The sequence below is a fragment of the Falsochrobactrum tianjinense genome (assembly GCF_019100495.1).
Taxonomy (GTDB): Bacteria; Pseudomonadota; Alphaproteobacteria; order Rhizobiales; family Rhizobiaceae; genus Brucella; species Brucella tianjinense.
Window position 1 is genome coordinate 34,368 of record NZ_JAHRVA010000002.1, and the last position, 24,678, is coordinate 59,045.

The following is a 24,678-nucleotide window of genomic DNA, read 5'->3' on the forward strand; positions in this document are numbered from 1 at the left end:
TCAAATAAGAAGATGTATGGGCCGACCTTAGATATCGCTGTCGGCGATCTGTTGCAGGCGATGAAGATCGCGGACGAGCAGCGATTTGCGGCCACCTTCCACCCAGCCTTTGCCCTGCCAATGGCTGATGATGCGTGAAACCGTATGCAGGGTCGTGCCGGTCAATTCTGCTATATCCTGGCGGGAAACCGGAAAATCGATCCGGATGCCGCCTTCATCCTTTACGCCTGCCTCGCTGATAAGCCGGATGATGGCATGCGCCACGCGCTGTTCCACTTCCTGTGTAGAGATTTCGCGGATGCGTGAATGGGCGGCGTCGAGGCGGCTTCCGATCATCTGCATGGTGTTGACGGCAAGCGTCGGATTACGCGCCATGAAATCGCTCATCATCTCCATAGGCCAGGCGAGAACGCTGCTGTCCACCAATGCGACCGGCGTGCCGGGGTAATCCTTGCGTCCCAAAGCCATGGCGAAACCAAAAAGGTCGCCCGGATTGACGACGCGGACAATGATCTGTTGGCCGTCCGCTGTTACTTGCGTGACCTTTAACCTTCCCTGAACCAGAAGATAGAAGAGATCGGCTTCCTCGCCCTGCTGAAAGACAGCGCTATTCTTGGGAACGATGCGTTGCGTTCCATGGCTCATCAGCTGATTGAAAGCGGCCTCTTCCATGCCGGAAAATACCGGCAATTTACGGACCAGTGTTTTGATGATTGTTTCCGTGGCCATTTCTGCTCCATTGCCCGAACCGGCGTCGCAGAAATGCGTGCGAATGCCCGGAGGAGGCAAGGAAGGGCTATCAGACCTTCCTTTGAAAGAAAACCGATTTTCCGCATAAAACATGCGCAAAATAGTCTTGCATTATCCGCTGCTTATCGCCTGCACACGGTTTGCTACATAAAAGTGATCGTGATTTGTGTTGACTATTAACATTTCGTTAACCACAGTTTGTTGCAATATGTTACAAAACGTTACAAGGCGTGAGCGAAAGGAGCCCGGATTGAAGACGAAACGGCAGGTACAACAGCATTCCTTGCTAGCAAAGGGTGGCTCTGCCGTGTCCTCCATGACCTCGTTTTGGGGTCTCATGCGCGCCTATTGGGTTTCGGAGCGCTGGAAAGAAGCTTGGGGCCTGACCCTCGCAATCTTCCTTTTCACCGCCATCATCAGCAAGACTACGGTCTGGGTGGCCGAGGCCTCGGGCCACCTGATGAATTCCATTGTCAATGTGAAATCCGCTCCCGTTCAGGATCCGCTTATGATGATCGTCGCTAATGCGGGCATTCTGATCGTGCTCATGCTTGCCAAGGATGTATGCCTTGTCGGCTTCCGGCATCTGCTATCCACGACCTTGCACCGCAAATGGCGAAAATGGCTCAATGATAGTTTCTCCGATGCGCTGCTTGACCGCAATCACACGCATTTTCATTTGCAACAGGGAAAAGGCGGTGATCTGCCCGACAATGTGGACCAGCGGTTGCAGGAGTCCATCAAGGGCATGACGGGCGGTGCCATCGGCCTTGTCATGGGCATTGTCGGCGTACTGCTCTCTGCCTTTTTCGTCGGTCAGAAGCTCATTGAAATCTCAACCGAAGTGACTGGGCTGGAATTTCTCGGCTCCTATGGCGGCGCGATCCTCGCCTTGGCCGCGATAATCATCTATGTACCCCTGGGTACGTTGATCGCCATAAAGATCGGCCGCAGGCTGGAACGGCTCAATTTGGGCATGCAAAAGGCCGAAGGTTCCTACCGTGGCGAATGGACCACGCTTCTGCGGCGTAGCTTTCAGATTTCCGCTTCCGAAGGGGAAAACGTGCAGCGCACCGTCAACAAACGTCTTTACAGGGACGTCGACGGCACATGGAACAGCCTCAACCGGTTCGATGCGGCTTATCTCGCCTTTTCGCAGGCCTATGGCTTCATGTCCAATCGCATCATTGCCTATATTCCCGGCCTGTTACCTTATATGAGCGGGGCTGTCAGCTTCCGCAATTATGTGACCGGGGCGGAACTTGTGGCGGCGATGATCAACGACTGCTCATGGTTTATCCAGGTCATGCCAGCCATCGCCAATCTTCGTGCGAATGCGAGCCGTGTCACCGAGTTGGCGCGGGCAATCGACAATGTTCAAGAGCCTGCAGAATTTTATGCACGCACCGGCGTCAACCGTTTTACCTTCACCCGGCAACATCCGCGTTTCGGGCTGTCCGTGCGCAATCTGACTCTGATGCATGGTGCGGAGAGCGAAACACCCTTCCTGCGTTCGGGCGTCATTAGTATCCGCCGTGGCGACTGGGTCTATATGCGCGGGCCGTCCGGTTCGGGTAAAACCTCTTTTATCAAGGCGCTGAACGGCCTCTGGCCCTATGGTACGGGCGACATAATCTATCCGCAGAAGGCGACATCCATCTATGCGCCGCAAGAGGCCAAGTTTCCCTCCGTGAGCTTGAAGCAGCTTGTCTGCCTGCCCGGTGACGAAGCAGACTTCGATGATCTCGCTGTGGCTGCGGTTTTGCATGAAGCGGATCTTGGCGAATTCATCGGGCGCATGAAAAATGCCGATGCTGACGGCTCGCCGTGGGACATGGTGCTTTCGGGCGGGCAGAAACAGAAGGCAATGCTGGCGCGCATCCTGTTGCACAAGCCGTCGATCATCTTCCTTGATGAGGCCACCGGCGCACTCGACCCGGCCTCCAAAGCGCGTTTCCATACCGCGCTCAAGGGCCATTGCCCCGATGCTATCGTCATCAGCATCATGCATGAGGAGAAGCTGCCCACGCTGGAAAATGGTTCGAACGTCTATTCACACGTCCTTGAGATAATCAACGGCTATGCTTCCCTGCGCCCGGTCAGTTTCCCGGTAGTGGCCGAAATGCCGTTGATCGCCGCAGAGTGAGCGGCCACGAGTGCAAGGGAGGGGCATCTATTGCGTATAATGCCCTGGCTCTTGCCAATTGAGCAGCCGCGAGGTTTTGCCGATCCCCGGATTGAAGGAATTGGTCGGATCAAGTTCCCGATAGAAGTCTTTAAGCGAATCCGCTGCCGGATAGAGATGGCCGACATTATGTTCCGCTGGATATTGCGCGCCGCGTGCGCTTAGCAGAGACAGGATCGCATCCTTCACCGCATCGCAGTCCTCGCCCTTCTTGACCAGATATTCCTGATGCAGGACATGGCAGAAGAAATGGCCGCAATACATCGTGAAATCGATCTTTTGTGCGATCTCGTCGGGCAGTTTTTCAAACCAGTCGAGCGTGTTGCGCGGCAAGGCAATGTCGAGCGCTACGATATCCTCGACTGTTTTTGGATGAACCGCCCGATAACGGACAACCGAGCCACCCACGGCAAAACGGTTGAGAAAAGCGGCTGTGCCTTCCTGTTCCGTACATTCGAAATAGGCGCCATTCTGGGTTGGAAAGCGTGCCGAAAGATATTGGCGTGCTTCGTCAATGCCAGTATCGCCCATTTTAAGCAGCAGGTGATGGGCATATTTGTCGCGAAAGTCATTGAGGCGCAGCGGCAGGTGCTCGGGCAGCAATCCTGTTATGAATTGCAGGAGACGGTCGCTGATCGCGCTGCCCAGGCCGAGCTTCTCGGTGATCGCGTCGAACCGGCTCTTGAGCGCAAAGGCGAGAGGAATCCTGTCGGTGCCGAAAGCCTGAAGGAAGAGAAACAGGTCCTTGCCGTACTGCTGGCTAAGCGCGTAGGCGGAGCTGTGCATATACTCGCCCGCAATCGGCAGGCTTTCAAAATCGCCGAGAATATCGCGCCGGATATTTTCCAGTTCAGCCGGATCATTGGTGCCGATGTAAAAAACCTGTGTTTTTTCGTCTGCGGGGAAAGTGTCGAGGCGCAGGGCAAATACGGCAAGCCGTCCTGCCGAGCCGGATGCCTCATATAGCCGCCGGGGGTCTGCATTGAAGCGCGCAGGCGTTGCAGCAGAAATATCGCGCACATGATTACAATATTCATGATCGGAAGCATGGCGGTTGGCTGAAGTGGCGATGTCGCTCTCGTTTATCTCGCCGCGATCAAGCCGCCCCAATATTTCCTCCGGGCTTTCGCCCAGTTCAATGCCCAGATGGTTGACAAGCTTGAGTTCACCGCTTGCGGTGGTCTGCGCAAAAAGCGCAAGCTGCGTGAAGGCCGGGCCGCGACGGATCAGCGAGCCGCCCGAATTGTTGCACACGCCGCCTGTGACGGATGCACCGATGCAGCTTGAGCCGATCACCGAATGAGGTTCGCGCCCGATGGGGCGCAGGGTCTTTTCAAGTTGGTCGAGCGTCACGCCCGGCTGCGACACGACCTGACCGCCGCCGGTGATGAGGTCGAGACGGCGCAGGCGCATTGTATTGATGATGACGACGGGCCGGTCATAGCCTTCGGGAACCGGCGTTGATCCTCCGGTCAGGCCCGTATTGGCGGCCTGGCAGATAATGATGGTTCCCGCCTTGTGACAGGCCTGCAATGCGCGCCACATTTCGACCAGCGTGCCCGGCCGCACGACGGCAAGCACTGCACCGCCGCCATAGCGATAGCCCTGCCGGAAGCGGCGTGTTTGCGCATCGCCGGTCAGCACATGACGGCGACCGGCGATAGTACGAAGTTCATCAATGAGTTGGGACATTATTTTCAATCATGCAGGTTTCAAGCGAAGTAGCGCACGCGGATTGCGTCGATTGCCACTGCGATGAAGATCATGAAGCCGCCGATCATTCCCACATAGAATGAGGGAATATTGATGATTGCAAGCCCGACCTGAATGACAGTGAGCAGAAGTACGCCGCCCAGAATGCCGATTACATTGCCGCGCCCGCCGAACACACTCACGCCGCCGATGATGGGGGCTGCGATTGCGTAGAGCAGATAGCTCGAACCCTGATTGGACGTAATGGCCATCTGCCATGACGCCAGCAGAAAGCCTGCCACGCCTGCAAGAAATCCAGAAATCGTATAGGCGATGATCTTGACGCGGTCAACGCGGATGCCAGCCGAATTGGAAGCGAGCGGATTGCCGCCCACTGCATAGATGGAACGGCCCAGAACCGTCATGCGCAACAGCACGCCAACCAGTATCAATGCGGCGAGAAAAATCAGCGGCATGACCGGCCATCCGCCGATGGATGCCTGGCCGATCCAGACATAACCGTCGGTGAGGTTGGTCAGGGTCTTGCCCTGGGTGATCGCCAGCAGGGCCCCTTGCAGGATAATCATCATGGACAGGGTTTGGATCAATGAAACCATACGCAGCTTCGTGATGCACAGGCCGTTGAAGAAGCCGATGAGCGTGGCGACGCCCACACCGGCCAGCATGGCTGCAAACCACGGCAATCCCAGATCGGAATAGGCCAGCGCGCCGATTGCCGAGGAGAAGCCGAGATTGGCCGGAATGGAAAGATCGATTTCCGCCACGAGCAGCGGCAGGGCGACCGCAAGGCCAAGCATGCCCAGCACGGTGGCCTGCACCATGATATTCTGCATGTTCATGACGGTCAGGAAGAACTCGTTAAAGGCTCCAAAACCGAGAAACAGCGCTACGAGCCAGATCCAGACCACATTATGCAGGACCCAGCCAACCGCCTTGTGGACGGTTTCATTTTTTTTCCTGGGAGATGTTTTCTGTGCGGTTGCTGTCATAACAGTGCTCATTCTCTTATTCCTTTACCGATGGTGCGGTCACGCCTGAGCCAGGCTGCGCAGATTTTCGGTGGTGATTTCGTCGCCGGTTACAATTTCCTGAACGGAGCCGTGCCGGAATACGCATACGCGGTCCACGGCCCGCACCAGTTCGTCGGTATCGGTGGACACGATAATGATACTGACGCCCGTTTGGCTCAGCGCGTCGATGGTGCGCAGCACATCCTGCTTGACGCCAACATCAATGCCCCTGGTTGGTTCGTCGAGGATCAGAAGGCGCGGCTCGGTTGCGAGAACGCGGCCAAGACAGACTTTTTGCTGGTTGCCTCCACTCAGCGTATCCACGGCAGCAGCTCCGTTGGCGGCTTTGATCCCCATGCTGGCAAAATAGCCATGGCAAAGGTCCGCTTCGCGCTTTTGTTGGATGAAGCCGAATGTGGCCCGGCGGTCCAGCGAGGAAAGAGCGATATTGTCGGCGATCGAAAGATGGCCAACAACGCCGTCCTTGCGCCGGTCGTCGGAAAGATAGGCGATGCCCCTGTCGAAAGCCGCGCTGGGGTGATGCGGAAGGTTCTCATCTGCGCTGTCAGCCAGGCTGATCGTGCCGCTTGTTGCGCGGTTGAGGCCAAAAATGGTCCGGGCAAGTTCTTTTGCGCCGGCTCCGGGCAAGCCGGTGAAGCCGACGATTTCGCCGGGTCTTATATCGAGTTCGTCGAGTTCGACGTGCTGGGCTGTGACATTGCGCAGGCGTACGGCTACGGGTTCATCGCTGAATGTCTTGCGCTCGCGCTGGAACAGGTCCAGCCCGCGCCCCAGAACCAGTTCGGAAAGCTGCTCGGACGTCATCGCTTCGATGTCTTCGCTGCCGCCTGCAAGCGCACCATCGCGCAGCACCGAAACCGCATCACAGATTTCCAGAATTTCGTCATTATAATGGGAAATGAAAATGAAGGTGACGCCTTCATCCTTCAACTGGCGCATGAAATCGAAAAGCTGGCGGCGGTCGGGAACCGTAAGTGCAGCGGTCGGTTCGTCCAGAATGATGACCTTGCCGCCGGAAAACATGGCGCGCAGAATGTTGAGCTTACGGCGCGCAACCGCATTGAGCCTGCCCGCATTCGCATCGGGATCGATCCCCGATCCTTCGAGCATCCTTGCTGCATCGGCCTTGAGCTTCTTCCAGCGCACGAAACCACCGCGCGAGGGCCAGATGCCCAGCATCAGGTTTTCGGATGCCGAGATGTGATCGACGATCATCGGCTCCTGCGTGACCAGGAAAACCCCGGCTTCTTCCATGGCCTTGACATCGGCGTCGCGGATTGCCTTGCCATTGAGATAGATCGTGCCGCTGCTTGGGGTTCTCTGGCCCGAAATGATGCCCACAAGCGTACTTTTGCCTGCGCCATTCTCGCCCAGCAGACCATGAATGGAGCCGCGACGTATATTCAGGCTGACCGATCGCAGGGCCGAGAAGGAACCATAATTCTTGCCTACCTTGTCGACGCGCAAGGCGATGTCACTGACAGGCGCGCTGTTTTGCGCCGGGCTGACTGCCGCATGGGCCTTGGTCTGATTGCTCATCATGGTTCATTCCATCCGTGGAGCGGCCTGGATTGCAAAGCCGTTCTCTCTTCCTGTTTCACGCATTTCCGGTCGCCATTAACTGGCGACCGGATTGCATCACCCTGATCAGGTGTAGGGAACACCCCAGTCATTTTCCGCGACATAGCCCCAGTGGCGTTTGTCAGAGGCGTTTTCACCGTTGATGACGAATGGCGGAATAATCAGTGTCGGACCCGTTGTGCCCTTGACGATTTCGCCCTTCTCCCAGAAGTATTTCTTGTTCTCATAAGTGCCCAGCGGCACCTCTTCGCCCTTCATCGAATGTTCAGCAAGCATATCGACGGCAATTTCGCCATAAGCGATCGGGTCTTGAGATACACAGGCATCCATGAAGCCTTCCTGAATCCATTTCAGGGCGACCGGTTCGCCGTCAATGGTCACGAAAATGACGTGGCCTTCCTCGTCGACTTTTTTCCAGCGGTCCTTCTGCTGAAGAGCAGTGGCAATGCCGCGCGCAGGCGAATCGCTGGGCGCGTGGACTGCGTCCAGATCCGGATGTTCCGAAAGGGTCGAGAGCGTCACGGAAAGCATCTGCTCAAGCTGGCCTTCGGTCGGGCGCGTGATGTAGGTGATGTCAGGATGCTTTGCGAATTCGGCGTCCATGCCTTCCTTGCGCTGGCGCCAGGCGACGCTGGCAAGAGAACCGTAGCAATTGAGCACCTTGCCGCGCGGGCTGCCATATTTCTTGGTCAGGCGGTCGATGATCTCGCGCGCGGCCATAACGCCGCCTTCGTAATTATCGAAGCTGACGGTGATCGCGACATCGCCGCCATCAGCAGGCGTGTCGATGATAGCGACCGGAATTTTCTGCCTGTTATAGCGGCGGATTGCACTGACGATGGCCTGGCTGTCGATCGGATCGGCAACAATGCCCGCGGGCTTGGACAGCATCAGGCTCTGCCATTGTTCAAGCTGTTTGGTATTGTCGAAATTGGCGTTGGTGGCCTGAAAGGACCATTCCTTGCCATTAACGGCGCGCTTGACGGCCTCTTCCTCGATGACGAAGAAATAATAGTCGAGGCTCTTATTGCTGAACGGCAGAAATACGCGGTCCTGTGCAAATGCTGCGCGACCGGCCAATGTGCTTGCACCCAATGCAAGACCCCCGGCTAGAACATGACGGCGGTTCAGTTTCAGATCGATACTCATGCTCACCTCCCTAGGTATAAGACGTATAGTTTCACTACATAGCAGATCTGGTTGTCAAGTTGTTTCGGATGAATCGATAACGCTCACCGCGAGAATTTTCAAGCACATGGCCAAACAACCGGAAAAATGCCCATAAATTCTCCCGGCCATGGCTTTTTCTGTCAGAGAAAGCCATGGCCGGGTCAAATCGTATTTAGAAGTTTTACTACATTAACGCATCTGAACGTAGGATGTGCCGTCAAAGCAGCCGACAACCATTCCCGCTGATTCACGGGTGAAAAGACCGTTTTCGACCACACCCGGAATGCGGTTGAGTTCGATTTCAAGCGGTGCCGGCTCGGCGATCACACCGCATTTGCAATCGAGAATGAAATTGCCGCTATCGGTTACCACGGGCTGGTCGTCACGCATGCGGCGCGTCATTTGCGCAGTGATTCCATGCTCGACCAGAACGCGCGCCACCATCCGTTCGGTCTGCTTCCACGCAAACTGGACCACCTCGACTGGCAGCGGAAAGCCGCCGAGCTTGTCGACGATCTTGGTCTCGTCGCAGACGGTTATCATCTGTTTCGAGGCATGAGCGATGATCTTTTCCCACAGAAGGCAGGCCCCGCCGCCCTTGATCATGTTGAACTGGCGGTCGATTTCGTCGGGTCCATCGACAGTCAGGTCCAGTTCGCCGATTTCATTGGGATCGGTAATGGCGATACCGACTTCACGTGCTACATCGATGGTCGAGCGCGATGTGGTAGTGCAGGTGAGTTTCATGCCGTTGGCGACATGTTTGCCAAGTTCGCGAACGAAAAAATGCGAGGTTGTGCCGGAGCCCAGGCCGAGTTTCATGCCGTCGCGAACGAATTCCTCAATTACTCGCCGCCCTGCTACTTTTTTGGCTTCGTTTTGCTGTTCTGACATTTGTCTTCCTTGATGATGGACGATCTGCGGCTGCGCACGGCCGCGTGTGGTGATGGGTTCAAATCAGTCCCGGATTTTGTCGGTCAGCCAGGAATCGAGGGCTGGCAACTGGTCGGGGAATTTGCTGCCGCTCGATACGGCAATGGCCGTGACGAGCATATTGACGACGAGGTGGTGGTTGAGGCGCGAGGCCAGCGGTGTCATGAGTTCCGTCTGGTCATAGGGGAGGACTGCGATCAGCCCATCGGTCACGCGGGCAAGGGGGCTGTCGGCGGCTGTTACCGATACGACGCGCGCGCCGCCCGCCCGTGCGGCAATGGCCAGTTCCACCATTTGCTTGGTGTGACCCGACTGCGAAAAAATCAGGGCGACCTCATTGGGGTGCGACCGTTCCGCATGCATCCATTGCTTTTGCCGCCCCATGACCGCTGCACAGCGCATTCCAAGCCGCTGGAACTTGTGCTCGGCGTCGATTGCCGTCACTTCCGAGATGCCGCTTGCATAAATGCCAGTCCATGTAGCGTCGCGCAAAAGCAGGGCGGCATTCTCAATCTGTTGCGGGATCAGGTCTTCAAGCACACGCTGAATGGCGTTGAGCGAGTTCCGGCACGTTTTGCGAACGATATTCTCGATGCCATCGTCGGGAATGATCTGCTCATAGACGAATGGTGCGGACGGAACGAGGCTCTGGGCGAGATGGAGTTTAAAATCCTGATAGCCGTCAAAGCCGAACCTGCGGCTGAAGCGCATGATTGTGGGATCGCTGACGGAGCAGCGCTCGGCGAGCTTGGCCATGCTCATATGGATGACGTCGCCGGGCGATGTGCTTACGAATTTTGCAAGCCGCTGCTCGGCCGCCCCCATCGCATCCATTTCCTGAAATATGGACTGTAACAGGCTGACGGTCATGCAATCCGTTCCTTTGCCACTTCGTCATCTGCACCGGGGCGATAGTTCATGAGATCAGAAATTCGTGTAAGACGCTGATGCGGCTCTACATCCACTTCTGCCCCGCCGCCCCACGGCACAACAAAGAAGGTTGCATCAGCACCTTTCGCAGTTGCCCGGTCGACATTGGTGTCGCCGATATAGGCCCAGCTTTTAGCCTCCAGCCCCATCTGTTCTACCACGGCCAGCAGGTGGCCAGGATCGGGCTTGCAGGCAGGCACGGCATCCGCGCCCAGGGCCACGTCAAATATATGATCGAGCTTGAGGAGCTTGAGAATTTCCTGCGTGAGAGCGTGGGGCTTGTTGGTGCAGATGCCAAGTCGAAATCCAGCCTTGTGAAGCCCTTCCAGATCCTCGCGGACATGATCGAAAAAGCGCGTCTTCTCGGCGGGATTGCGGTGATAGTTCTCAATATAGCTCTTGACCGCCGCATCGACCGTCGCATCATCGGAGGGCAGGCCCTGATCGATGAAAATATCCAGCAGCAGACGGCGCGGTCCATTGCCAATGAATTTTTCGACATAGGCCACATCGAGTTCCCGCCAGCCGTGATCCTTCATATAGACATTCACGGCGGCGGCGATATCCGGTGCGCTATCGATGAGGGTGCCGTCGAGATCGAAAATCAAGGCTGAATATTGGGTCATAAGATGGGCAGTCCTGTCGTTCATCTGCTTGCAATGAATTAGTCTGCAAAAGCTTGATTGTTGAGCGCGGAAAAACTCTGCGTAAGGGCGGGATAAAGATTGCGATAGATGTCATGCGCCTTGCGATAGATCTCCCCGGCTGCATTGTCGGCATGCTGGCGGGTCAACTCGCGCAATATGCCGGCTGCCTGTGTGGCGTCTTGCCAGATCCCGACGCCGACGCCAGCAACCAGTGCCGCGCCAAAGGCGCCACCCTCTGCAGCGCCTTCTGTTGTCACCACATCGCAGCCGAACAGATCGGCCTGCATCTGCCGCCAGAGTGCCGATTTCGCACCGCCGCCAGACGCTTTGATGAGTGTGCCTTCAATGCCCATGTACTTCATCAACTCATGCATGTCGTAAAATGCATGGACGACGCCTTCCATGACGGCACGTCCGATATCGCCGGAACCATGTCGGGCCGTCAGACCCACAAATGCGCCGCGCGCAAGCGGATCGGGATGCGGGCAGCGCTCGCCATTCAGATAGGGAAGAAACAGCAAGCCGCGCGCGCCGGGCCTGCTTGCGGCAGCAGCTTTTACGATGGTGTCGAAATCGAGCGCATCTTGCTGGCCTGCCTGCGACAGAACCGAACGAAGCCAGCCCATTGCACCGCCTGCGTTCAGCGAGACGCCCATCGCGTGCCACTTATCGGGAGCGACGTTGCAGAACATCTGGATGCGTCCGTCAGGGCTGGGGGCCGGGGCATCCAGAGCGGCTGCCAGTATTCCGGCAGTTCCGATGGTGGTCTGAAGCTCGCCGGGCGCAATCACGCCGGAGCCGATGGTCTGAATGACGCTATCGCCTCCGCCCCCGGCAACGGGTATACCAGCCGGAAGTCCGAACAATTGTGCACCGGTCGCGCTGAGGCGTCCCGAAATCTCGTGCGATTCATAGCAGCGCGGCAATAGCGATGGATCGATACCGATCTGTTCGATCAGTTCCGTCGCCCATTTGCGCTGCTTCACGTCAAAAAGGCCCGTTCCCGATGCATCGGATACTTCGGTCGCCATTTCGCCGGTGAGGATGAAACGCAGATAATCCTTGGGATTGAGGACATGGCGCAGCCGGGAAAACAGTTCCGGCTCGTGATTCTTCATCCAGACAATCTTGCCGCCCGTATAGCCGACCAGCATGCGATTGCCTGTCTGGGCAATCAGCGCCTCAAGGCCACCGGCCTTTTTCGTGATTTCAGTCACCTCGGCGGCATTGCGCTGATCGTTCCACAGGATGGCGGGGCGCAGGACCTCTCCATTGGCGTCGAGCGGTGTCAGTCCGTGCATCTGACCAGACAGGCCGACGCAGAGCAATTCGACCCCTGGGCATTGCGCCATGGCTTGCGCAACGGCCTTGCGCGCGCCTTCGATCCAAAGGGAAGGGTCTTGCTCTGTCCAGCCCACTTGCGGCTGCGAAAGCCCGTAAGTGGCAGTGCTGGTTGCAAGAATATCGCCATCAATGGAGAGCAGGAGCGCCTTGCATCCCGAAGTTCCGATATCGATACCCAGAAGTGCCGAAGCCATGGTCTCAGGCTCCTGCGCCGTGGTGAAGGCGGATATGCTTGAAATTGAAATATTCCAGCAGTCCTTCGCGACCGTGTTCATAGCCGATGCCGCTTTGCTTGCGTCCGCCATAGGGCGCGTTCATGATGCCCGCATCGACATTGTTGATTGCGACATTGCCGTAATCGAGTTCGGCGGAAAGCTGGTAAATTTCCTGCAAATCGCGCGCATAGACATAGGATGCGAGGCCATAGGGCGTGTCATTGGCAAGCGTCGTGGCTTCTTCCAGCGTGTCGAAGGGGGCAACGCCCACCAGAGGACCGAAAGTCTCTTCGCTCATGACCTTCATGGCGTGGGTGCAATCGGCAACGATGGTTGGCTGGAAGAAGAAACCTTTCGCAAACTCATCGCCTTCCGGTGCCTTGCCACCGGTAATCAGGCGCGCGCCCTTGTCGAGTGCGTCGGCAAGGTGCTCATGCGTCTTCTTGAGCGGATCGGCGGACGCCATCGAGCCGATATCCGCGCCGGGGTTCAGAAGGCCATCGCCAATGGTCAGCCCACCGGCGGCCTGTGCGAATTTTTCGAGGAAGCTGCTGTAAAGCGGACGGGCTACATAGATGCGATTGATGGCAATGCAAATCTGTCCCATATTGCGGAAGGAGCGGCGCGCCGCACCCTTGACAGCCGCATCGATATCCGCGCTTTGGGTGATGATCAGCGGACAATTGCCGCCCAGTTCCAGCGACAGGCGCTTGACTGTGGGGCAGGAACGCTGAATCTGCAATCCAACCGCGCTCGAACCGGTGAAGGCGATCTTGTCGACGTCGGGATGTTCCACCAGTGCCTGTCCGACGATCGACCCCTTGCCCGTCAGGACATTGACCACACCGGCGGGAATGCCCGCCTCGGCCACTTTTTCGGCAATGGCAAGCGCGGTGAAAGGAGTGAGTTCGGCAGGCTTGATGATGATGGTGCAACCAGCGGCGACACTGGCGCAAAGCTTCCAGCCAATCAGTTCGGCGGGATAATTCCATGGGGTGATCGCGCCAACGACGCCTATGGGTTCGCGAATGACCTGGCTCTGATAGCCATTCTGATCGTTTGGAACGATCTCGCCCAGAACGCGCACGGCTTCTTCGGCATAGAAATGGCAGGCTTCAGCAAGCTTGAGGATCTCGCCTTTGGCTTCATTGAGCGGCTTGCCCTGTTCCAGCGTCATGATATGCGCCATACGTTGTGCGTCGGCGGTGATTGCGTCACCGAGTCTGTGCAGAGCCTGAGAACGCGTTTTAGCAGGGACGCGTGACCATTGACGGAAAGCGGTACGGGCGCTGGTAACAGCCTGTTCGATTTCGTCGACCGTTGTCTCCGCAGTCTGTCCGATGACTTGATCGCGGGCCGGGTTTTTCACATCATTGCGCCCGCCGCGCCCTTCAATGAATTTCCCGTCAATGAACAATTTGCCATCGAGTTGTGACAGGGTTACGTCCGTCATATATTCCTCCGCGCTATTCTCAAGCAGTCAGGTCGTCTGTTGGGCCTCATGAAATATAGCATAACTACATATCAAGAGAACCGCAATTCACCAATCCTGAAAAATAACAAAAATTACATGGACTGATTAATATCATTAATTTCAAATACTTGCGCATAAATTGCTGAGGCTTTGGCTAAAATCGCCTGATCGTCATGAGTCAGGGCGGTGCTTATATGTAGTGGTAGAACTTTCGTACTTGACGAAATAGCGGTTCATTCAATAGTTTTACTACATACGTTGGAGGAGGCATGATCCCCCGATTCTCACGAAGGAGTGTGTGCCGGATGTCTTATTGCAGACTACAATGGCGCAAAAGAGGTGTCCGTCCCGTTCTTCGATCTATCTGAACAGATCAGTGCAATTCATATTGGATAAAACAGATGACATATCGTGCGAAAATGGATTTGAACGGGCGGCTTGCACTCGTTACGGGTGCTGGTCAGGGAATTGGAGCGGCCTGTGCGCAGGCGCTGGCTGAAACTGGCGCGACGGTAATCTGCACGGACATCGATCTGGCGCGCGCCGCAAATACGGCAAACAGCATCGGCGGCAGCGCCACGGCCCGTCAACTCGATGTGACCGACACCAGCGGGCTGAATGCGCTGGCAGTCGAACTGCCGCCTCTCGATATTCTTGTCTGCAATGCGGGTATTGTCACCAACGTGCCTGCCGAAGATATGAGCGATGAGGACTGGGATCGCGTCATTGAGGTCAATTTGAGCGGCGTGTTCCGCACATGCCGCGCCTTTGGCCGCCGAATGCTGGAGCAGGGCCGGGGATCGATCATCAATATCGGCTCCATGTCGGCGACGATCGTCAATGTGCCGCAGCCGCAATGTCATTATAATGCCTCGAAAGCCGGTGTACATCATTTGACACGCTCGCTTGCGGTTGAATGGGCCAGACGTGGCGTGCGGGTCAATGCTGTCGCGCCGACCTATATCGAAACGCCTTTGCTGCAAAGTCTGGAAAGCCAGGCCGGACTGATCGACCGCTGGCTTGATCTCACTCCTGCGGGGCGCATGGGCAAGTCCGAAGAAGTCGCGTCGATTGTACAGTTTCTGGCCTCGGATGCGTCAAGCCTGATGACCGGGTCCATCGTCACTGCGGATGCGGGCTATACGAGCATATAGGGCTGCCTATTGGCCTGCTCGAACAGGCGGGGTTGAGGTAAAATCGCTAGGTTCGACAACTTATCCCTTTAGTAAAAGCATCGAGGCGTTTAAACGTGCCGATGCGACACATCCCCAGGATGTCAGAATACAGATCGCAATGCGATAATTATCGCAGAAAGGAAGAATAATGAGCTGGAAACCCCATGGAAGCCATCTGATTGCCGGTGAATGGGTTGCAGGCGAGAAGACTTTCGCATCTTCGCCTGCGACGGGGCCGTCATATGAGTTTGCCGTTGGTACGCCCGAGCTTGTGGCTCGCGCCTGCGAGGCGGCGGAAGATGCGTTCTGGACTTACGGCTACACATCCCGCGAAGAGCGTGCCGCATTTCTGGAGGCAATTGCCGACGAGATCGAGGCCCGCGCTGCTGCCATTACGGAAATCGGTACACAGGAAAGCGGCTTGCCAGCTGGACGGCTTGAAGGCGAACGCGGCCGCACGACCGGCCAGCTTCGGCTTTTCGCCCAGCATATCCGCAAGGGCGAATATCTCGACCATCGCGTGGATGAGGCGCAGCCGGATCGCAAGCCCGCGCCGCGTCCGGAAATCCGCATGATCGAGCGCCCGGTGGGCCCAATTGCCGTGTTCGGCGCTTCCAATTTCCCGCTGGCATTCTCCACCGCTGGCGGTGACACGGCAGCAGCGCTTGCCGCAGGTTGCCCAGTGGTCGTCAAGGGGCATTCCGCCCATCCGGGAACCGGCGAGATCGTTGCCGAGGCCGTTCTGGCTGCAATCGAGAAGACTGGCATGCCCAAGGGCGTGTTCAGCCTGATCCAGGGCGGTGACCGCAAGGTCGGTGAGGCACTGGTCACCCATCCGCTGATCAAGGCGGTCGGCTTTACCGGCTCGCTTGGCGGTGGGCGCGCTTTGTTCAATCTTTGCGCGCAGCGCCCGGAACCAATCCCCTTCTTTGGCGAACTGGGCTCGGTCAACCCGATGTTCCTGCTGCCGGAAGCGATCAAGGCACGCGCAACCTCGCTTGGCGAGGGCTGGGCGGGCTCACTCACCATGGGCGCGGGACAGTTCTGCACCAATCCGGGTATTGCCGTCGTGATCGATGGCGCGGATGCGGACAGTTTTGTGGCCTCGACCCGCGATGCGCTCGAAAAGGTCGGACCACAGATCATGCTCACCGACGGTATCGCCAAGGCCTATCAGGACGGCAAGGCGCATTTCGACAGTCGTAATTCGGTGAAGCCGGTTCTGACCACTGAAAGCAAGGGTCGCGAAGCTTCGCCGAACCTCTATGAGACGACGGGCGAAGCATTCCTCGAAGATGATTCGCTGAGCGAAGAAGTATTCGGTCCGCTGGGCGTCGTCGTGCGCGTCAACTCCGTGGATGACATGGTTCGTCTCGCCAAGGGCTTCGATGGTCAGTTGACGGCAACCTTGCATATGGACGAAGGCGACGCGCCGGCGGCCCGTAAGCTGCTTCCGGTGCTGGAACGCAAGGCCGGACGCGTATTGGCCAACGGCTTCCCGACTGGCGTGGAAGTTGGAGAGGCCATGGTGCATGGTGGTCCTTACCCGGCCAGCACCAATTTTGGCGCGACCAGCGTCGGAACGCTGTCCATCCGCCGTTTTCTGCGTCCTGTCAGCTATCAGAACTTTCCGGCTGACGTCCTCCCGCAAGACGTCTGAAGCGCGGCTCCCGTTCTCGCACATATGGGAATAGGTAAAATATGATCAGGACGGCCTATCCTTTCAGCAAGGGTGGGCCGTCCTATATCTACTTTCAAGCATTTACGGGGTATATATGATCACCATGAAACCCGGTTTTATCAATTAATATGGTTCCATAATGGGACTCATGCTAACGATGCTGTGATTGATATGATTTTACCGTTACACATCACAGCACAGACGCGATTTGTCAGGCTCCGGCGCATTTTTCGAAGCATGAACGGCTTTTGGAGAATGGAAAATGATGCGCGTTGGGTCAGGAATTGGAGATGCCGATTTGGCCAAGCGGGATCCGAAACTGTTTGTCTTCGTTACATCGATCGGGCCTTTGTCGGCACTTTTAGTTTTCTCTCGTTGATGGCTTGGGGCGGATGCGCATGAATTTTGGATGTTTTTGGCACAGGCTGGCATTGCTGCCGCGCCGTGCCAAGCAGATCATCTTGCTGCTGAGCGATTTCGCTCTGTTATTGCTCAGCGCCTATCTCGCTTTTGTCATACGTCTTGGCTTTGTTTTCGTTCCGACAAATACGCAATTCTTTCTTATTCTGATAGCGCCGGTTCTGGCCGTTCCGGTCTTCGTCCGGTTTGGCCTCTATCGGGCCATTATCCGCTATCTGGCTGAGCGATCCATATGGCCGATCTTTCAGGCTACGGCCATTTCCGCCCTTTTCTGGGTGGCTCTGGTCTTTCTTATGGAGCTTTCTGGTGGTACAGGATTACCGCGTTCCGTTCCTCTGCTTTACTGGCTTTTGAGTACGGTGCTGATTTCGGCCAGCCGTTTTGGCGCAAAATGGCTGTTGCGAAACGCTGAAACGCACAAGACCTATTCGAGCGCGGCACTTATCATAGGTGTAGGCGAGGCGGCACGCCAGCTTGCGGTCGCGCTCCGAAGCCACAGTGATACGCGTGTGATCGGTTTTGTCGATCCAGACGAACAACTCACCGGTATGGATATTGTGGGTCTACGCGTATATGGCACTGAGCAGATTCCAAACCTGATCGAGAATTTCGGCATTGATCAGGTTCTGATCTCGGAGCCGGGGCTTACGCAGCAGCAAAGGCAGCATTTTGCCCGCCTTCTGGGCCGGTTGGCGGTTAATACCCGCATTCTCCCACCCATTGCCGACCTGACGGCTGGAAAATATCTGGTCAGCGCCCTGCGCAATATCGAGATTGACGATCTGCTTGGACGTTCGCCCGTTCCACCGGACGACGATCTGCTGCGTGAGGTGGTCGAAGGTCGCCGCATCATGGTGACGGGCGCGGGTGGATCGATCGGCAGCCAGCTTTGCCGCACCATCGCTCGACGCAACCCCGCATGTATAGTTGTTTTCGAGCAGAGTGAATTCGCGCTTTACCAGATTGACAGGCAATTGCGGGAGATCGCGCTTTGCCCTGTCGTACCGGTCCTCGGTTCCGTGAGTGACCGGTTATGTATCGAAAAGGCGATCCGTGATCATCGCGTCGACACCGTCTACCACTGCGCGGCTTATAAACATGTGCCGCTGGTCGAGAAAAACCCGCTAATCGGCATTTACAACAATGTTTTTGGCACTTTGGAAGTTGCCGCTGCAGCCCTTGCCACGGATGTGGAACGCATGGTGCTGATCTCATCGGACAAAGCCGTACGGCCCACCAATATCATGGGTGCGACGAAACGCTGGGCCGAGCTGGTGGTCTATTATCACGGCCTGCTGGCCGCGGAAGCTGGCAAGCAGAAATTGTTCTATTCCGTCCGTTTCGGCAATGTGCTCGGTTCCAACGGCTCGGTCGTGCCGCTCTTTCGCGAGCAGATCACCCAGGGCGGGCCGGTGACTCTGACGCATAAGGATATGACGCGCTATTTCATGTCCATCAAGGAAGCGGCGGAATTGATTGTTCAGTCGGGTGCTATCGCAGAATCGGGCGATACGGTTCTGCTTGAGATGGGCGATCCGGTGAAAATCATCGATCTGGCTGAAAACATGATACTTTTGGCGGGGCTTACCGTCCGCAACGAGGAAAATCCGCAAGGTGACATCGCCATTGAGGTGACAGGTGTCCGTGAAGGCGAGAAGATGTATGAAGAACTCTTCTATGACCCTTCGCATGTACAGGCGACACGCCATCCCAAGATCATGCGCGCGCCGAAGGGCAAGAAGGCAGATGTCGATGTGCCTGCAAGCTTGGATGCGCTGCGCGCCGCGATGGAAAGTGGCGATATTGATGCAATCCGCAAGGTGTTGTTTGGCGTCATAGCTTCTTGAAGCATCCTCGAAAATCGAGCAGTAGCAGCAACACAGCGACAATCGCCACCAGAAGAAACGCTATCCGCACGAACATATGATCGAGGCTCATCATCGCGATGGCGCTGCCGATCAGAATAATATTGAGCAGCGCGATATGACCGGTGATTTTCAGGACACTCCAGCCTGATCGCCGGGCAATCTGGTAGGCATGTCTGGAATGTGCCTTGAGAATATTCTCGCCTGCAATAGCGCGCAAGATGATGGTGGTGAGCGCATCAAGAATATAATAGAGTGGCAGGATGAGGGCAACGACGATGTGGGTTTCCTGCGCCAGCAAGAGGAATGCAGTACCGGTGAGAAGACCGAGCGGAAAACTGCCTGAATCGCCCAGAAAAATACTTGCGGGAGGGCGATTGAAGAATGCAAATCCCAGCAGCCCACCTGCCGTTATGGCGGCTATCGTACCGCTTTCCATCCCAGCAAGATGAAGTGTCGCAAGCAAGACAACGCCAACCAGCGGTGCGCCGATGCCGACCGCCGTCATCAGGTCGAGGCCATCCATGAAATTGGTTACGTTGATTGTCGCGACCAGGGCGATGACGATAAGCGCAATTTCGGCCCAGTGAGGCAGGATGTCGGGCAGCAGGCGGAAGTCAGGACCCAGTCCATAAACAACAAGGCAAGCGGCGATAAATTGCGAGCTGAAGCGCGTCGCCACGGAAAGTTCAAAGCGGTCATCTAATCCGCCAATGATCCAGAGCAATGCTGTCGCGCCGCAAAGGCAGAGAACAAGGCTGCTGTTGACCCCGTTATCCGTTCCGAACATCCACAGCGTGATAAGTATCGCCGGTATGAGTGCAAGGCCGCCGATTTGCCGCGCCGGAACCGTATGGTTGGAACGCGCGCTGAATTGTGCGGCCAGAAACCTGGCCGGGAGCAATGAAGACAGGACATAAAGAGCGGCAGCACAAAGCACGGCGCTTGCGAGAAAGGAAACCAGCAACAAAAACATTACGAATACCGATGAAAACAGACGTTGTTAATTAGCAGCTTTGCGGGCGGAGGCAAATGCCTATCCGCTCTGACGGAGTGTTTGTACCGGTCTTATTTGTGTGTACGCATTTGCAGATATGGCACTTTGATGCTGGCATCGTTATGGTTCGAGCAAATTAAACTACGGAGCTTTCGGTGAAGATTTTTGTTTTCGGCAGTGTGAATGTCGATGTCAGCGCGAGAATGGCCACGCTCCCCCGGCCCGGACAAACTGTCAACGCCTCGGCCTATGGTATCGGGCTTGGCGGCAAGGGCGCCAATCAGGCCGTGGCGATTGCGAAGCTTGGCGGCGAGGTCCGTTTTGCGGGCGCGGTCGGCAGGGATATTTTCGGCGATCTGGCCTTGAAGGAAATGCAGCAATTCGGCCTCGGAACGGATGGCATTCGCATTCTGGACGATGTCGATACCGGTATGGCCATTATTCAGGTTGAAGAAGCCGGGCAGAATACGATTGCAGTCTGTGCGGGGGCCAATGCTTGCTGGTCGGCGACGGACATCAATCAATATGCTGCTGATATCGCCAAAGCGAAAATAACGCTTTTGCAGCGCGAAGTTCCGCATGAGGCCAATCTGGCGGTCGCCAGGGCAGTGAGGGCTGCGGGCGGGGTGGTCTGCCTCGATCCGGCGCCGGTTGGCGACGCAGGACGCATGGCCGATCTGATTGCGCTCAGCGATATCGTTTCACCCAATGAAACGGAAGCTGCCGAAATAACGGGGATCGAGCCGACTGACATTGCCTCGGCACAAGAAGCGGCACGCAGGCTTCTGGAGGGCGGCCCCAAGGTCGTGATCGTAAAGCTCGGCGGGCGTGGTTCATTGCTGGTCACGGCTGATGAGGTGACGCATTTTGAGGCTTTCAAGGTCAAGGTGGTGGATACCGTGGCTGCGGGCGACAGTTTTAATGGCGGATTTGCGGTTGCCTATTCGCAGGGCCGGTCGCTGCATGACTGTGTGCGCTATGCATCGGCGGCGGGAGCAATAGCGGTTACGCGGGCAGGAGCCGGTGCGGCGGCCCCGACCGCACGGGAAGTGGAGGAACTGCTGGCGGGGGAATGATCTCATGTCTGAATAGCAGATGATAACGCACCGGGCTTTGTGGACAAAGCCGGGCGGAGCCTCTATGTGTTCTGGACGGACAGCATGTTTGACGGTGACGGTTATGTTTGCATACCAGCGTTACACGGTTTGTGTTGCTGCGGTACTTCTGGCATTGTTTTCGCTTCTGGGGGCAGTTTTCTATAGCAGTTGGCTATGGCTTCCCGCCGCTTTCTTCGGCTGGCTGGTGCTTGTCGGCATTCATGATATGCGCCAGCGCAGGCACGCGATCCTGCGCAATTATCCGATCATCGGGCATATGCGCTTCATCCTTGAAAGCATCCGCCCGGAAATTCGCCAGTATATGCTCGAAGCCGATCATGACGAGGTGCCGTTCAGCAGGCAGGATCGCGGTCTGGTCTATCAGCGTGCCAAGGGTGAGGAAGACAAGCGTCCTTTTGGCACTATCGAAAATGTCTATGGCTCCGGCTATGCGTGGTTGACCCATTCGGCGGCCCCGGTTGTCATCGCGAATACGGATTTTCGCGTGCGAATCGGCGGCTCGGCGTGCAGGCAGCCCTATGATGCGAGCCTTTACAATATTTCGGCCATGAGCTTCGGAGCGCTGTCGGCGAATGCCATTCTGGCGCTCAATAGCGGGGCGCGGAAAGGCCAATTCGCCCACGATACCGGCGAAGGCAGCATCAGCAAATATCACAGGCAAGGCGGCGGCGACCTTATTTATCAGGTGGCGTCGGGCTATTTCGGCTGTCGTAATGATGACGGAAGTTTTTCGCCGGAAAAATTTGCCGCCACTGCCGCCGATCCGCAAGTCAAAATGATAGAGGTGAAGCTGAGCCAGGGGGCCAAGCCCGGCCATGGCGGCATGTTGCCTGCATCCAAGATTTCGGCAGAAATAGCCGAAGCACGCGGCATTCCCATGGGGAGGGATTGCGTTTCCCCGGCCGCGCACAGCACTTTCTCCACCCCCATCGAACTGATGCGATTCATCGGCCAGTTGCGGATGCTTTCGGGCGGCAAGCCCATCGGGTTCAAGCTTTGCATTGGTCATCGGCGTGAATTTATGAGCATGGTGAAGGCCATGCTGGCGACCGGCATCAATCCCGATTTCATCGTCGTGGACGGTGCCGAAGGCGGCACGGGCGCAGCCCCTGTGGAATTTGCCAACCGCGTCGGCATGCCAATGCTCGAAGCCCTGACTTTCGTGCACAATGCCCTGCGCGGGGCGGGCATAAGGGACGAGGTAAAGATAGGGGCCGCGGGCAAGATTATCTCGGCCTTCGACATAGCCCGCACATTGGCGCTGGGGGCCGACTGGTGCAATTCCGCGCGCGGTTTTATGTTCGCCGTCGGCTGCATCCAGGCGCAGTCATGTCACACCAATACCTGCCCTGTCGGCATCGCCACGCAGGACCCGCTGCGCCAGAAGGCCATCGACGTTGGTGACAAAAGCGAGCGCGTGGCGCGCTTTCACCGCAACACGATGCGCGCACTGGGCGAAATCGCCGGTGCTGCCGGATTGACCAATCCGAGTGATTTCATGCCCTATCATTTTATGTTCCGCCAGAAGGACAATGAGTTTCTCGACGGCAACGAAGCCTATCCCTATCTGCCGGAGGGCTTTCTGGTATCGGGTAACGAGATTCCCGAATTGTCGGACTGGTATAGCCGCTGGGACCGTGCCTCGGCCGAGTCTTTCACACCACCGGAAATTCCGCATGGCCCTTTCCAGCGCAGCAAAGCGGCTTGAACTTCAGTCGACTTTATTTCTCTTTACAAAAAACAGGTCTGGAACGGCAGGTGTCCCCTTTAAGTGGGATACTTGTCGGCTTTGATTTCGAATATAGGGGCATCAGGCGCCCTTAGAGAATTGCGCGCGCATAATAGGAGGAATTGATGTTCAAGCGAACCGCTTCGGCGATTATTGCAGTTTTGGTGGCATCCGGCTCGGCCGCAGTGGCGGAGGAGATCACGATCGCCACTAATATCGCCAATGTGCCTTTTGAATTTGAAGACGCCAGCGGCAAACTTCAAGGATTTGAGGTCGATCTGGTTGACCTGATTGCCGCTCGCATCAACAAGACCGCCAAATTTACGCAAATGCCTTTCAACAGTCTGTTCTCGGCTGTGCAGTCGAGCCGCGCGGATATTGCGATCGGCTCCATCACCATTACGTCCAAGCGGCTTGAATCAGTTTCGTTCACGCAGCCTTTCTATGATGCAGATCAGTGTCTTACAGTAGCGACCTCAGGTGGCATTGAAGGTTTTGATGGCCTGGAAGGCAAGGACGTCGCAGTCATCACCGGAACCACCGGTGAAATATGGGCTTCGGACAATGAGGCGAAGCATAAGTTTGGAACCATCAAGCGTTATGATGGAAATGCCGAACCAATGCTCGACATTGCGACTGGCCGTATTTCTGGCTTTATCCACGATTGCCCGATCGACGCTTACTACATCCGCGACAAGCCGCAGTATAAAATCGTAGCGACCATTCCGACCAATGAGCAGTTCGGCCTGATGCTGCGCAAGGATAGCCCGCTTCTCAACGACGTGAACGAAGCCATCACAGCCCTGAAGAATGAAGGCGAGATGGAACGTCTCCACAAGAAGTGGTTCGGAACGGATGCAGACGCTGATTCCAGCACGCTGAAAGTGCATCCGATCCCCACGAACTGACTGGCTCGATGATAGCGAGAAGAAAATGGCCTCCGCAGAGGGGCCATTTTCCATGCCTGTCTGCTGCGATTGGCCGAACGAACACGATACCATTGGTGGTTTGAATGGATTTTATTACGACATTTGTGAATATAGGGGTTCTTACGGACGCGGCCCCGCTGCTTTTGAAAGGCTTTGGCCTCACCATTGTTCTTGGTGCGACGAGCTTGGTCATTTCGCTTGCTCTGGGGTTAGTGTTGGTGTTGATCCGCCTTTATTCGCCCTATGTCACACGCATTCTCGCGACCGCCTATATTGATCTGTTCCGTGCGATACCGCTGCTCGTCTTGCTCGTACTGATCTATTACGCTCTGCCGTTCCTCGGCCTTCGGCTGACGTCGTTCTGGGCCGCTACCGCAGCCCTGTCGCTTGTCGCTTCGGCCTATATGGCTGAAACCTTCCGTGCCGGTATTGAGGCGGTTTCGCGTGGCCAATTCGAAGCAGCGCAAGCCCTCGGGTTTTCCTGGCCGCGCATGATGATCGATGTGATCCTGCCGCAAGCCATGCGCATGGTCATTCCTCCGGCGACCGGCGTTGCTGTAGGCCTGATCAAGGATACCGCACTTGCCTCTGTCGTCGCTCTGCCGGATCTGCTCAAACAGGCGACCCAGACACAGGCATTCTATGCCAATCCCTCGCCGCTGATCGGCGCCGCAGTGCTGTATCTGGTCCTGCTGCTGCCGCTCGTCCGCATCGTCAATATCCTCGAGTCGAAACAAAAGCGCTCTCGTTGAAGATAATGCGAAACATCACGCGACCGAGCGGGAGGAACT

19 protein-coding genes are annotated in these 24,678 nt (G+C 56.5%); 8 read left to right on the top strand and 11 right to left on the bottom strand.

Features of this window, described 5'->3' with window-relative positions:
- Positions 1-27 precede the first annotated feature (27 nt).
- Complete coding sequence (locus KUG47_RS05810) at positions 28-729, bottom strand: Crp/Fnr family transcriptional regulator (protein ID WP_217677029.1); 702 nt, start codon at positions 727-729, stop codon at positions 28-30.
- Positions 730-1,057: 328 nt separating this feature from the next.
- On the opposite strand from KUG47_RS05810, the gene KUG47_RS05815 reads away from it, so the two are divergent.
- Positions 1,058-2,896 carry an ABC transporter ATP-binding protein/permease gene (locus KUG47_RS05815; protein ID WP_217677376.1) on the top strand — a complete coding sequence of 613 codons (1,839 nt, stop codon included), beginning with the start codon at positions 1,058-1,060 and terminating at the stop codon, positions 2,894-2,896.
- Between the two features lie 27 nt (positions 2,897-2,923).
- Here KUG47_RS05815 and dld read toward each other — a convergent pair whose 3' ends face one another.
- The 9 genes from dld to KUG47_RS05860 form a co-directional block, all read right to left on the bottom strand.
- Positions 2,924-4,627 carry a D-lactate dehydrogenase gene (dld, locus tag KUG47_RS05820; protein ID WP_217677030.1) on the bottom strand — a complete coding sequence of 568 codons (1,704 nt, stop codon included), beginning with the start codon at positions 4,625-4,627 and terminating at the stop codon, positions 2,924-2,926.
- Positions 4,628-4,647: 20 nt separating this feature from the next.
- Positions 4,648-5,649, bottom strand: coding sequence for an ABC transporter permease (locus KUG47_RS05825; RefSeq protein ID WP_217677031.1), 1,002 nt, complete (start codon positions 5,647-5,649; stop codon positions 4,648-4,650).
- 27 nt (positions 5,650-5,676) lie between these two features.
- The gene (locus KUG47_RS05830) at positions 5,677-7,221 is read right to left on the bottom strand and encodes a sugar ABC transporter ATP-binding protein (protein ID WP_254799335.1); all 1,545 of its coding nucleotides are present in this window, start codon (positions 7,219-7,221) and stop codon (positions 5,677-5,679) included.
- A 105-nt stretch (positions 7,222-7,326) separates the two neighbouring features.
- Positions 7,327-8,409: a sugar ABC transporter substrate-binding protein gene (locus KUG47_RS05835; RefSeq protein ID WP_217677032.1), complete on the bottom strand. Its 1,083-nt coding sequence runs from the start codon at positions 8,407-8,409 to the stop codon at positions 7,327-7,329.
- Positions 8,410-8,619: 210 nt separating this feature from the next.
- A complete protein-coding gene (gene rpiA, locus KUG47_RS05840; RefSeq protein ID WP_217677033.1) occupies positions 8,620-9,324 on the bottom strand; it encodes a ribose 5-phosphate isomerase A in 705 nt (234 codons plus the stop codon).
- A gap of 63 nt (positions 9,325-9,387) precedes the next feature.
- Positions 9,388-10,233, bottom strand: coding sequence for a MurR/RpiR family transcriptional regulator (locus KUG47_RS05845; RefSeq protein WP_217677034.1), 846 nt, complete (start codon positions 10,231-10,233; stop codon positions 9,388-9,390).
- Positions 10,230-10,919 (bottom strand): HAD-IA family hydrolase, encoded by a 690-nt coding sequence (locus tag KUG47_RS05850; protein WP_217677035.1) that lies wholly within the window; start codon positions 10,917-10,919, stop codon positions 10,230-10,232. The genes KUG47_RS05845 and KUG47_RS05850 overlap by 4 nt, the downstream gene beginning before the upstream one ends.
- A 38-nt stretch (positions 10,920-10,957) precedes the next feature.
- Complete coding sequence (gene xylB / locus KUG47_RS05855; RefSeq protein ID WP_217677036.1) at positions 10,958-12,478, bottom strand: xylulokinase; 1,521 nt, start codon at positions 12,476-12,478, stop codon at positions 10,958-10,960.
- A gap of 4 nt (positions 12,479-12,482) precedes the next feature.
- Positions 12,483-13,952: an aldehyde dehydrogenase family protein gene (locus tag KUG47_RS05860; protein WP_217677037.1), complete on the bottom strand. Its 1,470-nt coding sequence runs from the start codon at positions 13,950-13,952 to the stop codon at positions 12,483-12,485.
- Positions 13,953-14,374: 422 nt separating this feature from the next.
- Here KUG47_RS05860 and KUG47_RS05865 point away from each other — a divergent pair, with 422 nt between their 5' ends.
- From KUG47_RS05865 to KUG47_RS05875, 3 genes are all read left to right on the top strand, one after another.
- Entirely contained in the window at positions 14,375-15,127 is a 753-nt protein-coding gene (locus tag KUG47_RS05865; RefSeq protein WP_217677038.1) for an SDR family NAD(P)-dependent oxidoreductase, read from the top strand.
- Positions 15,128-15,296: 169 nt separating this feature from the next.
- Positions 15,297-16,808 carry an aldehyde dehydrogenase (NADP(+)) gene (locus tag KUG47_RS05870; RefSeq protein WP_217677039.1) on the top strand — a complete coding sequence of 504 codons (1,512 nt, stop codon included), beginning with the start codon at positions 15,297-15,299 and terminating at the stop codon, positions 16,806-16,808.
- 419 nt (positions 16,809-17,227) lie between these two features.
- Positions 17,228-19,096: a polysaccharide biosynthesis protein gene (locus tag KUG47_RS05875; protein ID WP_217677040.1), complete on the top strand. Its 1,869-nt coding sequence runs from the start codon at positions 17,228-17,230 to the stop codon at positions 19,094-19,096.
- Here the strand turns inward: KUG47_RS05875 and KUG47_RS05880 are convergent.
- Positions 19,083-20,090, bottom strand: coding sequence for an MraY family glycosyltransferase (locus KUG47_RS05880; protein WP_217677041.1), 1,008 nt, complete (start codon positions 20,088-20,090; stop codon positions 19,083-19,085). The genes KUG47_RS05875 and KUG47_RS05880 overlap by 14 nt on opposite strands.
- 224 nt (positions 20,091-20,314) lie before the next feature.
- Between KUG47_RS05880 and rbsK the strand changes: the two genes are divergently transcribed.
- The 4 genes from rbsK to KUG47_RS05900 all read left to right on the top strand — a co-directional run bounded on the left by rbsK (position 20,315) and on the right by KUG47_RS05900 (position 24,639).
- A complete protein-coding gene (rbsK, locus tag KUG47_RS05885) occupies positions 20,315-21,187 on the top strand; it encodes a ribokinase (RefSeq protein ID WP_254799368.1) in 873 nt (290 codons plus the stop codon).
- A gap of 103 nt (positions 21,188-21,290) precedes the next feature.
- Positions 21,291-22,937 (top strand): FMN-binding glutamate synthase family protein, encoded by a 1,647-nt coding sequence (locus tag KUG47_RS05890; RefSeq protein ID WP_217677043.1) that lies wholly within the window; start codon positions 21,291-21,293, stop codon positions 22,935-22,937.
- Positions 22,938-23,083: 146 nt separating this feature from the next.
- Positions 23,084-23,866, top strand: coding sequence for an ABC transporter substrate-binding protein (locus tag KUG47_RS05895; protein WP_217677044.1), 783 nt, complete (start codon positions 23,084-23,086; stop codon positions 23,864-23,866).
- Positions 23,867-23,970: 104 nt separating this feature from the next.
- Positions 23,971-24,639, top strand: coding sequence for an amino acid ABC transporter permease (locus tag KUG47_RS05900; protein ID WP_217677045.1), 669 nt, complete (start codon positions 23,971-23,973; stop codon positions 24,637-24,639).
- Positions 24,640-24,678: the final 39 nt, after the last annotated feature.